Source organism: Luteibacter yeojuensis (assembly GCF_000964085.1).
Lineage (GTDB): Bacteria > Pseudomonadota > Gammaproteobacteria > Xanthomonadales > Rhodanobacteraceae > Luteibacter > Luteibacter yeojuensis_A.
Map to the genome: position 1 here is coordinate 1 of NZ_JZRB01000009.1, position 15,170 is coordinate 15,170.

At 67.5% G+C, this 15,170-nt stretch carries 11 protein-coding genes; 1 reads left to right on the top strand and 10 read right to left on the bottom strand.

Annotated features, from left to right (window positions below; translation table 11 throughout):
* Positions 1–610: 610 nt before the first annotated feature.
* Positions 611–3,319, bottom strand: coding sequence for a preprotein translocase subunit SecA (gene secA / locus VI08_RS04955; RefSeq protein WP_045828454.1), 2,709 nt, complete (start codon positions 3,317–3,319; stop codon positions 611–613).
* 131 nt (positions 3,320–3,450) lie between these two features.
* On the bottom strand, positions 3,451–4,299 hold the full coding sequence (locus VI08_RS04960; RefSeq protein WP_428992132.1) for a M23 family metallopeptidase: 849 nt from the start codon (positions 4,297–4,299) through the stop codon (positions 3,451–3,453).
* 142 nt (positions 4,300–4,441) lie between these two features.
* On the opposite strand from VI08_RS04960, the gene VI08_RS04965 reads away from it, so the two are divergent.
* Positions 4,442–4,870 carry a DUF721 domain-containing protein gene (locus VI08_RS04965; protein WP_232309468.1) on the top strand — a complete coding sequence of 143 codons (429 nt, stop codon included), beginning with the start codon at positions 4,442–4,444 and terminating at the stop codon, positions 4,868–4,870.
* 950 nt (positions 4,871–5,820) lie between these two features.
* Here the strand turns inward: VI08_RS04965 and lpxC are convergent.
* From lpxC to ftsW, 8 genes are all read right to left on the bottom strand, one after another.
* Positions 5,821–6,732 (bottom strand): UDP-3-O-acyl-N-acetylglucosamine deacetylase, encoded by a 912-nt coding sequence (gene lpxC / locus VI08_RS04970; protein ID WP_045828457.1) that lies wholly within the window; start codon positions 6,730–6,732, stop codon positions 5,821–5,823.
* A 404-nt stretch (positions 6,733–7,136) separates the two neighbouring features.
* Positions 7,137–8,339: a cell division protein FtsZ gene (gene ftsZ / locus VI08_RS04975; RefSeq protein ID WP_045828458.1), complete on the bottom strand. Its 1,203-nt coding sequence runs from the start codon at positions 8,337–8,339 to the stop codon at positions 7,137–7,139.
* Between the two features lie 134 nt (positions 8,340–8,473).
* Positions 8,474–9,709: a cell division protein FtsA gene (ftsA, locus tag VI08_RS04980; protein WP_045828459.1), complete on the bottom strand. Its 1,236-nt coding sequence runs from the start codon at positions 9,707–9,709 to the stop codon at positions 8,474–8,476.
* An 8-nt stretch (positions 9,710–9,717) separates the two neighbouring features.
* The gene (locus tag VI08_RS04985; protein WP_045828460.1) at positions 9,718–10,458 is read right to left on the bottom strand and encodes a cell division protein FtsQ/DivIB; all 741 of its coding nucleotides are present in this window, start codon (positions 10,456–10,458) and stop codon (positions 9,718–9,720) included.
* Positions 10,458–11,429 (bottom strand): D-alanine--D-alanine ligase, encoded by a 972-nt coding sequence (locus VI08_RS04990; RefSeq protein WP_045828461.1) that lies wholly within the window; start codon positions 11,427–11,429, stop codon positions 10,458–10,460. Before VI08_RS04990 ends, VI08_RS04985 begins: the two co-directional genes overlap by 1 nt.
* Positions 11,429–12,868 (bottom strand): UDP-N-acetylmuramate--L-alanine ligase, encoded by a 1,440-nt coding sequence (murC, locus tag VI08_RS04995; RefSeq protein ID WP_045828462.1) that lies wholly within the window; start codon positions 12,866–12,868, stop codon positions 11,429–11,431. The genes VI08_RS04990 and murC overlap by 1 nt, the downstream gene beginning before the upstream one ends.
* Complete coding sequence (gene murG, locus VI08_RS05000; protein ID WP_045828463.1) at positions 12,865–13,947, bottom strand: undecaprenyldiphospho-muramoylpentapeptide beta-N-acetylglucosaminyltransferase; 1,083 nt, start codon at positions 13,945–13,947, stop codon at positions 12,865–12,867. The genes murC and murG overlap by 4 nt, the downstream gene beginning before the upstream one ends.
* Positions 13,944–15,164: a putative lipid II flippase FtsW gene (ftsW, locus tag VI08_RS05005; RefSeq protein ID WP_045828464.1), complete on the bottom strand. Its 1,221-nt coding sequence runs from the start codon at positions 15,162–15,164 to the stop codon at positions 13,944–13,946. The genes murG and ftsW overlap by 4 nt, the downstream gene beginning before the upstream one ends.
* Positions 15,165–15,170: the final 6 nt, after the last annotated feature.

Consider the following 15,170-nt stretch of genomic DNA (forward strand, 5'->3'; position numbering starts at 1 on the left):
GTCGCGAGTCGGCGGCGGGTGGGCCCCTGGGGCCGCCAGTCGCGGACCTTCGGACCGGGCCGTAGCTCCGCTATCGCCACGACATGACGTTACGCGGCCCTCCGCTCATGTCGGCCCCAGGGGCCCACCCGCCACCGAGTCCACACGCATGGTTTCGTGTAGCAGAAGCAAAAGCAGGGGCGAGGCGAGCCGTAACAAATACGGCGAGCGCGATCCGTCGAGCCTGGTGTCTCTCCATGCATAGACGCGCCATGCGCTTGAATGCGTGAGGCGCAACGTTGCACCGGCTTGTGCCACGCGACACGAGGCGTATCGACTCGGGGGCGGGCAGGCCCTTGGGGCCGACATGAGCGGAGGGCCGCCATGCAATCGGTTATCAAGACAGCGGCGCTACGGCCCGGTCCGAAGGTCCGCGACTGGCGGCGCCAAGGGCCTGCGCGCTCCCGACTGCCAACGGCCTACCCGCCTAAGGCGGCGCAAGCCGCTGAAGACATGCGTTCGCGCAGCGAATGAACCGAAAAAAAAGCCCGGCATGTAGCCGGGCTTTCTTTAAGAGCATCGCTTGCAAGCAAGCTCCCACAAGGTCACAAGATCACGAGGCCACCGGGTCTTACGTCAGCTGGCCGTGGCAGTGCTTGTACTTCTTGCCGCTGCCGCAGGGGCATGGGTCGTTGCGGCCGACCTTCGGGCCCTCCGCCAGCGACGTCGGCACAGCCTGCTCGGCCACCGCGTTGCCGGCGCCGGCAGCCTGCGCGTCGGCGTGCTGGAACTGCAGGCGCTGGGCATCGGCCGAACGCTGCTGCTCCGCTTCCATCGCGGCAACCTCTTCCTCGCTGCGGATACGGACGCGGGCGAGCATCTGCACCACTTCCAGCTTGATGCGATCGAGCATTTCCGAGAACAGCTCGAACGACTCGCGCTTGAATTCCTGCTTCGGCTGCTTCTGCGCGTAACCACGCAGGTAGATGCCCTGGCGCAGGTAATCCATGCTGGCGAGGTGTTCCTTCCAGGCGTTATCGACCACCGAGAGCATGACGTGCTTCTCGAGCGAGCGCATGGTCTCGGCGCCGACCTGGGTTTCCTTCTCGGCGAACATCTGGTCCACGGCCTGGCGCACGTGTTCCATGATGGCTTCGGCGTCGGCATCCTTCTGGCCCTCGAGCCAGTGGGCCACGTCGAGGCGCAGGTTGAACTCGCTGGCCAGCTCTCGATCGAGCCCGGCGATATCCCACTGGTCGTCGATGCTGTCGGCCGGCACGAAGCGACGGACGAGGCTTTCGACGACGTCGAGGCGGATGTCGCCCACCATGTCGGAAATATCCTCGGCCTCGAGCAGTTCGTCGCGCTGCGCGTAGATGACCTTGCGCTGGTCGTTGGCGACGTCGTCGAAATCGAGGAGGTTCTTGCGGATGTCGAAGTTGTGCTGCTCGACCTTGCGCTGCACCTTTTCGATCTGGCGCGTGATGAGGCGGTCTTCGAGCGCCTCGTCTTCCTTCATGCCGAACATCTGCATCCAGCGGCCGATGCGCTCGCCGCCGAAGATGCGCATGAGGCTATCCTGCAGCGACAGGTAGAAGCGCGAGGAACCCGGATCGCCCTGGCGGCCCGAACGGCCGCGCAGCTGGTTGTCGATGCGGCGGCTTTCGTGGCGCTCGGTACCGATGATGTGCAGGCCGCCCGAGGCGAGCACCTGCTCGTGGCGCAGCTTCCAGTCGGCGCGGAGCTTCTCGCGCTCGGCGTCGGTGGCCTCGGCCGGCAGCGCGGCCATGGCGGCCTCGAGGCTGCCGCCCAGCACGATGTCGGTACCGCGGCCGGCCATGTTGGTGGCGATGGTGACCGCGCCCGGCGCACCGGCCTGGGCCACGATGTGCGCTTCGCGTTCGTGCTGCTTGGCGTTGAGCACCTCGTGCGGGATGCGCTCCTTCTTCAGGAGGCCCGAGACGAGTTCGGAGACGTCGATGGACGCCGTGCCCACCAGCACCGGCTGGCCCTTCTCGTGGCATTCCTTGATGTCGGCGATGACGGCCTTGAACTTGGCGTCGGGGCCGAGGAAGACCATGTCGGGCGTATCCTTGCGGACCATCGGCTTGTGGGTGGGGATGACCACCACTTCCAGGCCATAGACCGACTGGAACTCGTACGCCTCGGTATCGGCCGTGCCGGTCATGCCAGCCAGCTTCTTGTACATGCGGAACAGGTTCTGGAACGTGACCGTGGCGAGGGTCTGGTTCTCGCGCTGGATGGGCACGCCTTCCTTCGCTTCCACGGCCTGGTGCAGGCCATCGGACCAGCGACGGCCGGCCAGGGTGCGGCCGGTGAACTCGTCGACGATGATGACTTCGCCATCGCGCACGATGTAGTCGACATCGCGCTGGTAGATGGCGTTGGCGCGCAGCGCCGCGTTCATGTGGTGGACGACGGCCAGGTTCTTGGAATCGTACAGGCCGCTTTCCGGCTCGATGACGCCTGCCTGGCGCAGCAGCTGCTCGGCGTGCTCCATGCCCTCTTCGGACATGTGCACCTGCTTCTGCTTCTCGTCGACGAAGTAATCGCCGGCGCCGTCTTCGGCTTCCTGGCGCTTGAGGTGCGGCACCACCTTGTTCACCGCGATGTACAGCTGCGGGGAATCCTCGGCCGGGCCGGAGATGATGAGCGGGGTGCGCGCTTCGTCGATGAGGATGGAATCGACCTCGTCGACGATGGCGTAGTGCAGGCCGCGCTGGTAGCGCTGGTCGCGGCTGAGCGCCATGTTGTCGCGGAGGTAGTCGAAGCCGAACTCGTTGTTGGTGCCGTAGGTGATATCCGCGGCGTAGGCGCCACGCTTGTCGGCGTGGTCCATGCCCGGGTACACGACGCCGACCGAAAGGCCGAGGAAGTTGTACAGCTTGCCCATCTGCGCCGAATCGCGGCGGGCCAGGTAATCGTTGACCGTGACGACGTGGGTGCCCTTGGCCTCCAGCGCGTTGAGGTACACCGGCAGCGTGCCGACGAGGGTCTTGCCTTCGCCGGTGCGCATTTCGGCGATGCGGCCGCCATGGAGCACCATGCCGCCGATCATCTGCACGTCGTAGTGGCGCATGCCGAGCACGCGCTTGGCGCCCTCGCGGACGACCGCGAAGGCTTCGGGCAGCAGCTTGTCGAGGGTTTCGCCGGCCGCGAGGCGCTGGCGGAACTCATCGGTCTTGCCGCGGAGGGCGTCGTCGGAAAGCTTCTCGAACTCCGGCTCGAGGGCGTTGATGCGCTTGACCGTCTTGGAAAGGTCGCGCAGCACGCGGTCGTTACGGCTGCCGAAAATGCTCGTCAGGGCACGATTGAACATCGATCATCCGGATCTGGAACTGAAAGGATTGCCAGCAGGACCAAAACCTTACCGGCACGAAGGGACGATCATACTACGGGCGCCCCCAACATGCCTTTTATGGCGGCGCCGGGGCGCCGTTCAAGGCCGTCTCAGCGGTGGCTGCGAACGAACGCCAGCGGATTCACCACCCGGTCGTGGTACCAGACCTCGAAATGGACATGCGAGCCGGTGGACCGGCCCGTGGAACCGGCCCGGGCGATGACGTCGCCCACGTGCACGCGCTGGCCCACCGTGGCCACGAGCTTGCTGTTGTGGGCGTAGCGGGTCATGTAGCCGTTGCCGTGGTCGATCTCCACCACGTCGCCGTAGCCGCTGCGCTGGCCCGCGAAGGTGACCATGCCCTCGGCCACGGCGGTGACCGGCGTGCCCGTGGGCGCGGCGATATCGATACCGGTGTGGCGGGCGCTGTGGCCGCTGAACGGGTCGGGGCGGCCGCCGAAGAACGACGAGATGTAGCCCTGTACCGGCATGCCGGTGGGGCGCAGGCTGGATTCGATCTTGCGGTCGAGCAGGAGGTCGTTCAGGGCTTCGAGCTGGGCCTGCTGGGCGTCGAACTGGCCGGCAAGGTCGTCGATGCCCTGGGTGAGCGCGGCCGGCGCCATGGCGCCTTCATCCTTGCCCACGGTGAGCTCCGGGCCGCCCTGGCCGGGATCCTCGTTGAAGTTGAACTCGCCGTCGTCGAGCTTGCCCACCTGGGTGAGCCGCTCGCCGAGGGCGTTGAGGCGCACCGACTGCGCCTGCAACTGGCCGAGCTTGACAGCCAGGGCGTCGATATCGCGCTGGGCATCGGCCTTGACCTTCGCGATGCGGGCATCGGCGTCACTCGGCGCGGTGGCGGCAGGCCGATGCGGCGAGGCGATGGCGAGCGCCAGGCCGGCACCGACGCCCGCGATGCCGACGGCACCGGCCACCACCATGGCGGCCAGCTTGCAGCGCATGCGCCGGCAAGCCAGGTCGAGCGTTTTCGGGCCTTGGTGGCCGCGTGGTACGAGTATGATCTGCATTGTCACGTCATCGAATAAGTTCAGTCGGTTCATGCCACAGCCGCCACAGCCAGGCCGTCGCCGTCCCACGCGTGGATTGAAATCCATCGCGGACGTTGGCCCTGTTGCCAAGCTTGCCCACCGGGCTCGCGAGCTCGACATGCTGGACCGCCAGCTGCGCGCGACGCTGCCGGTGCCGCTGCGCGACCATGTCCGCCTTGCGGACCTGCGCGACGGCCGGCTCGTCTTCCTTGCGCCCTCGTCGGCCTGGGCTTCGCGGGTGCGCCTGTACCAGGCGCAGATCCTTGAAGCTGCCCGCGCCATCGACGCGTCGGCCTACTCGGTTGCCGTGAAAGTGGCCCCCCTGCCGGTCGAACCCCCAGGGCCCGACCCGCTTAAACCGCTTTCCGCCGGGGCGGCCCGTCATCTGCGGGCGGCCGCGGCGTCACTTTCCGATCCCACGTTGCGGGATCTCTTCCTTGGATTGGCCTCCGTGGCCGAAAAGCCTGATAAAACCGATACCTAAGAGATTTCGGCATGCGTCCGTAAGCACCACCGGATCCACCGGCGGGGGGTCTTTATAGCATGCATGCACGGCGCGAACACCTTGCGTGCACACAAAATTGACGCAAATCGCACCCCAGCCGACTCATGTGGGAGCCAGCTTGCTGGCGATGCTCTCAGATCGGTTCATTCGCTTCCGCGAATGCATGTCTTCAGCGGCGTTCGCCGCCTTTGGCTGGAGGGGTGTCGCGAGTCGGCGGCGGGTGGGCCCCTGGGGCCGCCAGTCGCGGACCTTCGGACCGGGCCGTAGCGCCGTTATCGCCATGATCTGATGTTGCGCGGCCCTCCGCTCGTGTCGGCCCCAGGGGCCCACCCGCCACCGAGTCCACGCGCCTCGTTTCGTGGGGCAAGAGCGCGTGCTTTGGAGGATTGCCTTACAGGTTGGCAGGTGCTGCGCCGATGGGCTGAGGTCACCGCATTCGCCATGCTTCATCGCATGGCGTGCGAGAGCGGCCAATGTTTCTCATGGAGTAACTGGGTGCCCGAGGCCGGGCCGATCCATCTGGTGACCTTCGTGATCTGGCGCCGGTCTCGTCACGCACGTCGGCCTTTACCCGTACCGGAACGCGGTGTGGATGACGAGTACCGCGCAATGCAGCACCAGCTTGTGCCACACGAAACGAGGCGCATCGACTCGGGGGCGGGCAGGCCCTTGGGGCCGACATGAGCGGAGGGCCGCCCGGCAATGGGTTATCGCGACAGCGGGGCTACGGCCCGGTCCGAAGGTCCGCGACTGGCGGCCCCAGGGGCCTGCCCGTCACCGACTGGCGAAACCCGGCCAGCTTAAGGCGGCGCAAGCCGCTGGAAACACGCATTCGCTTCAGCGAATGAACCGACAAAAAAAAAGCCCGGCTTATAGCCGGGCTTTTTTAAGAGCATCGCGCACAGAGTGCGCTCCTACATACAGCTTTTTTACACCGCCTGGGCGGGGTGGGCGTAGCTGATCGGGGCCTTGGCGGCGTCCTTGAAGCTCACCTCTTCCCATGCCGCGGCATCCGCGATGAGCTCGCGCAGCAGCTTGTTGTTGAGCTCGTGGCCCGACTTGTGCGCCGAGTACGCGCCGATGAGGCTGTGGCCCAGCATGTAGATATCGCCGATGGCGTCGAGGATCTTGTGCTTCACGAACTCGTTGTCGTAACGCAGGCCATCCTCGTTCAGCACGCGGTAGTCATCGAGCACCACCGCGTTATCCATCGAACCGCCCAGGGTGAGGTTGCGCTCGCGCAGCGCTTCGATATCACGCATGAAACCGAAGGTGCGGGCGCGGCTCACTTCCTTGACGAACGACGTGGTCGAGAAATCCATCTCGGCCTGGGAATTGCGCTTGTTAAACAGCGGGTGGTCGAACTCGACCGAGAAGCCCACCTTGAAGCCGTCGAACGGCTCGAGCTTCGCCCACTTGTCGCCGTCGCGGACCACGACCGGCTTCTTGATGCGGATGAAACGCTTCGGCGCATCCTGCTCCTCGATGCCAGCGGACTGGATGAGGAAGACGAAGGGGCCGGCGCTGCCGTCCATGATCGGCACTTCGGGAGCCGACAGATCGACGTACGCGTTATCGATGCCGAGGCCCGCCATCGCCGAGAGCAGGTGCTCGACCGTGGATACGCGGACATCGCCATGGATAAGCGTGGTGGAAAGGCGGGTATCGCCGACGTTTTCCGGGCGCGACTTGAGCTCAACCGGCGGGCTGAGGTCGGTGCGGCGGAACACGATGCCCGTATTGGGCGCCGCGGGGCGGAGCGTCATGTATACCTTGTCGCCCGTGTGCAGGCCGACGCCGGTGGCGCGAATGACGTTCTTTAGAGTGCGCTGCTTAATCATGATGGGTCAAACCTTGGTGGCAGCAGCCAGGTGCGGCAGGAATGCTAACACAGTCTTAACCTCGGAATAAACAAACCAGACGGTACAGTTTCGTGTCGCTTTCACCAACCCTTCAGAATCAACTGAGAGCGGTTCTCGTTTGGCGGGGTCGGGAACGTCTGCGGGGGGCCTCGGGTTGACCCCGGGGATTCCGCGTCACCGCTTTGTAGGCTTTTCGCCCACGGGGGTGGGCTCCTACGGGTTGTTGCCCGATGGATGGGCCGTTTCTGTCCGTTCTGCTGGGGTCGGGGAGGCGCCCCGCCGCCCGGACGGGTGGCGGCGGGGATCCCGGGCGGGGCGGCGTCTTGCCGCCCTTGCCCCACGTCATCCATGGCGTGCCTGGTGTTCTAGAGCGTTAGTACCGCTTAGTCGGCCTGGCGACGCAGGAAGGCCGGGATATCGAGGTAATCGATGGCCGGCTCGGCCTGCTTCGGCGCGGGGGCCGGGGCGGCGACGTCCGCGCGCGGGTTCGACGTGATGGTCGGCTCGGCGTGGTGGGCGTAATCGACCACTTCGTTACCCGTGCCCGTGCGCAACACCACCGGGCGCGGGCGCTGGCGCATCTCGACCTGCTGCTGCACCGGCTGGCGAACCGGCTGCTTGGCGGCGACGCCACGGTTGAGGCCGGTGGCCACCACGGTGACGCGCACGTCGTCCTGCATTTCCGGGTCGAGCGAGGTGCCGATGACCACGGTCGCGTCTTCCGAGGCGAAATCGTGGATGACGCGGCCGATCTCGTCGAACTCGCGCATGGTGAGGTTCGGGCCGGCCGTGACGTTGACCAGGATGCCGCAGGCACCGGCCAGGTTCACGTCCTCCAGCAGCGGGTTGTTGATGGCGGCCTCGGCGGCGGCCTGCGCGCGGTCGTCGCCGCGGGCGGTGCCCGAGCCCATCATCGCCATGCCCATCTCGCTCATCACGGTGCGCACGTCGGCGAAGTCGACGTTGATCAGGCCCGGGGCCGTGATCAGGTCGGCGATGCCCTGCACGGCGCCGAGCAGCACGTCGTTGGCGGCCTTGAAGGCGTTCAGCAGCGTCACTTCACGGCCCAGCACCGAGAGCAGCTTCTCATTCGGCACGGTGATCAGCGAATCGACGTGCTGCGAGAGGTCCTCGATGCCCTTCAGGGCGACCTGCATGCGGCGGCGGCCTTCGAACGGGAACGGCTTGGTCACCACGGCGACCGTGAGGATGCCCTTCTCCTTCGCGAGCTGCGCGACGACCGGCGCCGCGCCCGTGCCCGTGCCACCACCCATGCCGCAGGTGATGAACACCATGTCGGCGCCTTCGAGCATGTCCTCGATGCGCTCACGGTCTTCCAGCGCGGCCTGGCGGCCCACTTCCGGGTTGGCGCCCGCGCCAAGGCCCTTGGTGACGTTGCCGCCCAGCTGCAGGTGCGTACGGCCGCCGCAGCTCTTCATGGCCTGGGCGTCGGTATTGGCGACGACGAACTCGACGCCTTCGATGTTGGAATTCACCATGTGGGCCACGGCGTTGCCGCCGCCACCACCCACGCCGATGACCTTGATGACCGCATTCGGTGCCAGCTTTTCGATCAGTTCAAACATTTCCCGTCCTCCGCAGAACTTGTAGTTTTTTTAGGTGTGTTGCCCAGGGGCGACTCCTGTCGACCATGGGTGGCGGGCCATCCTCTTGCCCCGGCGCCCCTTTCCTTCGGGCGCCGACGATCCGGTGAAGCGTTTTAGAAGTTCTTCGCGAACCAGCTGCGGAACTTCTCGACCACGTTGCCCACGTTGCCGACCGGCGAGTTGTTGTGGCGCACGCCGCCCGAGGCGCGCGCACCGTGCAACAGCAGGCCCACGCCCGTGGAGTGCAGTTCGCTGGAAACCACGTCGCCCAGCCCGGAGACGTGCTGCGGCACGCCGACGCGGACCATCTTGTGGAAAATTTCTTCCGCCAGTTCGAGCGCGCCCTCCATCCGCGCCGCGCCACCCGTCAGCACGATGCCGGCGGCGACGAGGCTCTCGTAACCCGAGCGGCGCAATTCGTCCTGCACCATCTCGAAGATCTCCTCGTAGCGTGCCTGCACCGACTGGGCGAGCGCCTGGCGGGCCAGGCGACGCGGCGGGCGATCGCCCACGCTCGGCACCTGGATGGTTTCTTCGGCGTGCGCAAGCTGTGCGAGCGCACACGCGTATTTGATTTTGATCTCCTCCGCGTGAGCGGTGGGTGTGTGCACGCCATACGCGATATCGTTCGTCACCTGGTCGCCGCCCACCGGCAGCGACTTGGTGTAGCGGATGGCGCCCTGCGTGTAGATGGCGATGTCGGTGGTGCCGGCGCCGATGTCGACCAGGCACACGCCGAGCTCGAGCTCGTCTTCGGTGAGCACCGACTTCGCGCTGGCCACCGCCGCCGGCACCAGCTCATCGACCGAGAGGCCGCAGCGCTGGATGCACTTGGAGATGTTCTGCACCGCCGATGCAGCACCGGTGACGAGGTGCACGCTGGCCTCCAGGCGCACGCCGCTCATGCCCACCGGGTGGCGGATGCCGTCCTGGCCGTCGATGCGATATTCCTGCGATTCCTTGTAGAGCACCTTGCGGTCGGCCGGGATGGCCACGGCGCTGGCGGCTTCGAGCACCTGCTCCAGGTCGGCCGCCATCACCTCGCGGTCGCGGATGGCCGCGGTGCCGTGCGAGTTGCGGGTTTCCAGGTGGCTGCCCGAGATGGAGGCGTACACCGAGCGGATGTCGCAGCCCGCCATCAGCTCGGCTTCTTCCACCGCGCGCTGGATCGAATGCACGGTGGATTCGATATCCACCACCGAGCCGCGCTTCATGCCGCGCGAGACATGCGTGCCGATGCCGATGACTTCGATCGGTTCGCCCGGCTCGTATTCACCCACGATGGCGACCACCTTGGAGGTGCCGATGTCGAGGCCGACGACGAGCTGTTTGTCGTTCTTGTTTCTCATGTTCTAGCTCAGGTTCCGACCTTGGGTGTGGCCGTGTTGTCCGATGGCGGCCACCGGATGGCGAATCCGTTGGTGTAACGCAGGTCCGCGTAGGCGAAGCCGCCACGGTGGCCTGCGATGAGTTGCGGGTACACATCGAGGAAGCGGGCGAGCCGGCGGTCGGCCTGCTCGCGGTCGCCGATGACGATCTGCGCGCCGCTATCCATGATCACGCTCCAGCTGCCGCGCTGGGTGAGCGAGACGCCGGTGACCGACAGCCCCGCCCTGCCCTCGAACGCCTTGCGCACCTGGGCGTAGAAGCTCACCACTTCGGCCAGGCGCGAATCCGGGCCCGACAGCCGCGGCAGGTCGCCCATCTGGTCGGCGCCCGGGGCATCGAACACGAGGCCCTGGCGGCTGATAAGACGGTCTTCGTTCCAGCGCGCGAACGGCTGGCGCTCGTAGATGCGCACCAGCAGCGTATCGGGCCAGCGCTTGCGCACCTCCACCGACTCCACCCACGGCAGCGCGCCGATGGACGCGCGCACATCCTCGAGGTTGGTGGCGAAGAAGCCCTTGCCGAGGAAAGGGATGGCCGCGCTGCGGATCTGCTCCGCGCTGACATGGGCGAACTCCGCCTCCACCTTGAGCTGCGTCACCGGCCAGCGGCCGACGGCGAACCAGCCCTGCATCACGCCCACGATCGGCAACGCCACCAGGGTGATGGCGATAGCCCATGCGACGATCCGCGTGGCGGCGGCACCCTTCATTATTTCAGGCCCCCTCGTTCCATCGAGGTTTCGAGGACGCGCCAGCACAGGCCCGGGTAATCCAGGCCCGCCGCGGCGGCAGCCTTCGGCACCAGCGAGTGCGACGTCATGCCCGGGGCGGTGTTCACCTCGAGCAGCCAGTTCTTGCCGTGGCGGTCGCGCATGACATCGACGCGGCCCCAGCCGAAGCAATCCAGCGCATCGAACGCCTGCAGCGCCAGCGCGCGCATGGCGTCCTCGGCATCGCCGGCCAGGCCCGGGCAGAGGTACTGCGTTTCGTCCGAGATGTACTTGGCGTTGTAGTCGTAGTACTCGCCGGCCGGCACGATCTTGATGGTGGGCAGCACGTCGCGGCCCACGATGCCGACGGTGAATTCACCGCCCTCGCTCGCGTCGCCTTCGATCAGCGTTTCCATCAGCATGTCGCCGGGGTAACGCTGCGCGAGCGCCACGGCGGCGTCGAGGTCTTCCTCCTTGAACACGCGCGTGACACCCACGCTGGAGCCTTCCCAGGCCGGCTTCACGATCAGCGGGAAACCCACCTCGCGCGCCGCGGCGTGCACGTCGGCACCGCGCGGCAGCGCCTTGAACTTCGGCGTGGGCAGGCCGAGCGCGATCCACACCTGCTTGGCGCGAACCTTATCGAGCGAGAGCGCGGAACCGAGCACGCCCGAACCGGTGTACGGGATGCCGAGCGACTGCAGCGCGCCCTGCAGCTCGCCGTTCTCGCCGCCCGCACCGTGCAGGATGTTGAACACGCGCGCGAAGTGGCCTGCGCGCACGGCGTCGAGCAGCGCCGGGATGCCGTCGATGGCATGCGCATCGACGCCCGCGCCGCGCAGCGCCTGCAGCACGCCAGCGCCGGAGTTCAGCGAGACCTCGCGCTCGGCCGAGTTGCCGCCCATGACCACGGCGACGCGGCCGAAATCGGCGGCATCGGTGACACGGCGCGGGAAGCGAGTGGTGCCCATTACTTCATGGTCCTCAAGTTACCTGCGTTGCCGAGCTCGACCGCCGCGGCGCCGATGTCGCCGGCGCCCAGCAGCAGGATCAGGTCGTTGTCGCGCGCCAGCGCCGAGAGCGTGGTGCGCAGGTCGCGCGGGTGGTCCACCAGCACCGGGTCGGTCTTGCCGCGCGCGCGGATGGCGCGGGCCAGGGCCTTGCCGTCGGCGCCCGCGATCGGCGATTCGCCGGCCGGGTACACCTCGGTGAGCACCAGCACATCGGTCTCGGCCAGCACGTTGGCGAAATCGTCGAGCAGATCGCGCGTGCGGCTATAGCGGTGCGGCTGGAACGCGACGACCAGGCGGCGATCGGGCCAGCCACCGCGGGCGGCGGCGAACACGGCGGCCAGCTCGCGCGGGTGGTGTCCGTAGTCATCCACCAACAGCGCGGAACCCTGGTCGAGGGCGATCTCGCCGCGGCGGTGGAAGCGACGGCCCACGCCTTCGAACGCGGCCAGCGCGTGCGCGATGGCGCTCGGCTCGACGCCGAGCTGCCAGCCCACGGCGGCGGCGGCCAGCGCGTTCTGCACGTTGTGGCGGCCCGGCAGGTTCAGCGTGACGGGCACCGGCTCGCCCAGGCCCGGCAGGCGCAGGTCGAACTGCATCTGGAAGCCCACCTGGCGCACGTTCGCGGCGGTGACATCGGCGCCGGCGTTGTCGATGCCGTAGGTGATGACGCGGCGCGAGGTGTCCTGCGCCAGCTTCTTCGTCTCTTCGTCATCGATGCATAGCACGGCCATGCCGTAGAACGGCAGGCGGTGCAGGAAATCGTGGAACGCCTTCTTCACCTGGGCGAAGTCGCCGTTGTAGTTCTCGAGGTGGTCGGCGTCGATGTTGGTGACGACGGCGATGACCGGCGAGAGCATGAGGAACGAACCATCGGACTCGTCGGCCTCGGCCACCAGGTACTGGCCCGTGCCCAGGCGCGCGTTGGCACCCGCGGCGTTGAGCTGGCCACCGATGACGAAGGTCGGGTCGTAATCGGCCTCGGCGAGCACGCTGGCCACGAGGCTGGTGGTGGTGGTCTTGCCGTGCGTGCCGGCGATGGCGATGCCACGGCGGAAGCGCATCAGCTCGCCCAGCATCTCGGCGCGCGGCACCGTGGGGATGCGCGCGGCGCGGGCAGCCACCAGCTCCGGGTTGTCCTGGCGGATGGCGCTGGAGATGACCACGACGTCGGTGCCGTCGATGTTGGCGGCCTCGTGGCCGATGCGCACGTCCACGCCCAGCTTGGCCAGGCGCTCGGTGGTGGGCGACGGCGCGCGGTCGGAGCCCGACACGCTGTAGCCAAGGTTCGCCAGCACTTCGGCGATACCGCTCATGCCGACGCCGCCCACGCCAATGAAGTGGACGCGGCGGAACGAGGTCATGAAATCATCGTGGGCGCGCAAACGACCGGGCGTCATGCGGAAACCTCCATGCAGTGACGGGCAATCGTTGATGCAGCGTCGGGTTTGGCCAGCGTGCGCGAGGCGCTCGCGGCGGTAAGGAGCTGTTCGCGGTCGGCGAACAGGTCGACAAGCAGCTGCGCGAGCGAACGCGCGGCATCGGCTTCGTTGAGCGAGGCATCGGTGACGATGCGCGCGCCGCCCACGTCCACCATGGCACGGGCGTTGGCGGTCTGGTGGTCGTCCACCGCGTGCGGGAACGGCACCAGCACGGCTTCGAGCCCGGCGGCGCACAGTTCGGCCACCGTGAGCGCGCCGGCGCGGCACACCACCACGTCGGCCCACTCGTACGCGCCGGCCATGTCGTCGATGAAGGGCACGACATTGGCCGCCACGCCGGCGGCGGTGTAGGCGTCCACGGCTTCCGCCAGGCCGCGCTCGCCGGTCTGGTGCACCACGTCGGGGCGCACGTCGTGCGCCGCGAGCAGGGCCAGCGCCTTCGGCACGGCGGCATTCAAGGTGCGGGCGCCCAGGCTGCCACCGAGCACCAACAGGCGCGGCGCGCCGCTGCGCGCGTGGAAGCGCACGGCCGGTGCCGGCAAGGCGGCGATGGCCGCGCGCACCGGGTTGCCCACCCACTCCGCGCCGGGCAGCACGTTGGGGAAGCCGGTGAGCACGCGCTTCGCGAACGCGGCCAGCTTGCGGTTGGTGTAACCGGCGACGGCGTTCTGCTCGTGCACCACCAGCGGGATGCCGGCCAGGCGCGCGGCGACGCCGGCGGGGCCGGCCACGTAGCCACCCATCGAAAGCACGCAGCGCGGGCGCAGCTTGCGCAGCAGCGCCAGCGAATCGAACAGCGCGCGCGCCAGCATCAGCGGCGCCATGAGGCGCGTCTTCATGCCCTTGCCACGCAGGCCACCCACCTTGACGGTGTGCAGCGTGATGTCGTGCGCGGGCACCACGCGGGTTTCCATGCCACCCGCAGCACCCAGCCATGCCACCGGCACGCCCTGCGCGCGCAGTTCATCGGCCACGGCCAGGCCGGGGAAGATGTGGCCACCGGTGCCGCCGGCCATGACGAGTACGGGGCCGCTCATGCGATACCCCCGATGGCGTTGGCGGTGGGCACGGCGGCGGCCGGGTTGCGCACCGCCGTCTGGCGGGCGTCCTCGGCGCGGTTGATCTCGAAGGTGGCGCGCAGCAGCACGCCCACCATGCAGCAGGTCATCAACACCGACGAGCCGCCCGAGCTGATCAGCGGCAGCGTGAGGCCCTTGGTGGGCAGCACGCCGAGGTTCACGCCGATGGAGACCATGGCCTGGAAGCCGAGCATCAGCGAGATGCCGTAGGCCACGTAGCCGGAGAAACGGTGGCCAAGCTCGACGCCCTTCAGGCCGATGTAGAGGCCGCGGCCCACGAGCACCACGTACAGCGCGATGACGGTGGCGATGCCGGCCAGGCCCAGCTCCTCGGCGAGCACGGCCAGGATGAAGTCGGTGTGCGCCTCGGGCAGGTAGAACAGCTTCTGCACGCTGCTGCCCAGGCCCACGCCCAGCCACTCGCCGCGGCCCACGGCGATCAGCGCCTGGGTGAGCTGGAAGCCGTCGTTGAACGGATCCTTCCACGGGTCGAGGAACGAGGTGAGGCGCTTGATGCGGTAATCCTCGGCCGTGGCCGCGTAGATGAGCAGCGGCACCAGCGGCAGGCCCAGCAGGAACAGGTTGCGCATGCGCGCACCGGCCAGCCACACCATGCCGACGGTGGTGGCCACGACCAGGGCGGCCGAGCCGAAATCGGGCTGGGCCAGCAGCAACAGCACGATGAAGCCGGCCACGCCGATGGGCTTCACCACGCCGAACAGTTCGTATTCCACGCCTTCGCGGTGGCGCACCAGGTAGCTGGAGAGGTAGGCGACGAGGATGACCTTCATCGCCTCCACCGGCTGGAAGCTGGTGACGAACAGGTTGATCCAGCGGCGCGCGCCGTTGATGCGCATGCCGAACCCCGGCACGAACACCAGCAGCAGGCCCACGACGCCGAGCAGGAGCAGCAGCGTGCTGTGCTTCTCGATCGTCTTCAGTTCGGTGCGCATGGCCACGCCAGCGAGGATGCAGCCGCCGAAGAGGAAGCCGATGTGCTTCTTCAGGTAGTAGAAGGCGCCCACGTGCGAGCCATCGGCCACGGCGATGGAGCTGGACGTGACCATGACCACGCCGATGGCGGCGAGCGCGAGCGCAGCCACGAGCAACGGGGTATCGAAGCTACCCCGCGGGCCCTGGCGGCGCTGTGCCTGCTTGTTGCCGAAGCCGAACATGGTTTC

Excerpts from the sequence above, each read along its gene's own strand:
- VI08_RS04990 (WP_045828461.1), bottom strand. The coding sequence starts at position 11,429 with ATGGGCACCACTCGCTTCCCGCGCCGTGTCACCGATGCCGCCGATTTC.
- murC (WP_045828462.1), bottom strand. The coding sequence starts at position 12,868 with ATGACGCCCGGTCGTTTGCGCGCCCACGATGATTTCATGACCTCGTTC.
- ftsZ (WP_045828458.1), bottom strand. The coding sequence starts at position 8,339 with ATGTTTGAACTGATCGAAAAGCTGGCACCGAATGCGGTCATCAAGGTC.
- ftsA (WP_045828459.1), bottom strand. The coding sequence starts at position 9,709 with ATGAGAAACAAGAACGACAAACAGCTCGTCGTCGGCCTCGACATCGGC.
- murG (WP_045828463.1), bottom strand. The coding sequence starts at position 13,947 with ATGAGCGGCCCCGTACTCGTCATGGCCGGCGGCACCGGTGGCCACATC.
- VI08_RS04985 (WP_045828460.1), bottom strand. The coding sequence starts at position 10,458 with ATGAAGGGTGCCGCCGCCACGCGGATCGTCGCATGGGCTATCGCCATC.
- ftsW (WP_045828464.1), bottom strand. The coding sequence starts at position 15,164 with ATGTTCGGCTTCGGCAACAAGCAGGCACAGCGCCGCCAGGGCCCGCGG.
- secA (WP_045828454.1), bottom strand. The coding sequence starts at position 3,319 with ATGTTCAATCGTGCCCTGACGAGCATTTTCGGCAGCCGTAACGACCGC.
- VI08_RS04960 (WP_428992132.1), bottom strand. The coding sequence starts at position 4,299 with ATGCGCTGCAAGCTGGCCGCCATGGTGGTGGCCGGTGCCGTCGGCATC.
- lpxC (WP_045828457.1), bottom strand. The coding sequence starts at position 6,732 with ATGATTAAGCAGCGCACTCTAAAGAACGTCATTCGCGCCACCGGCGTC.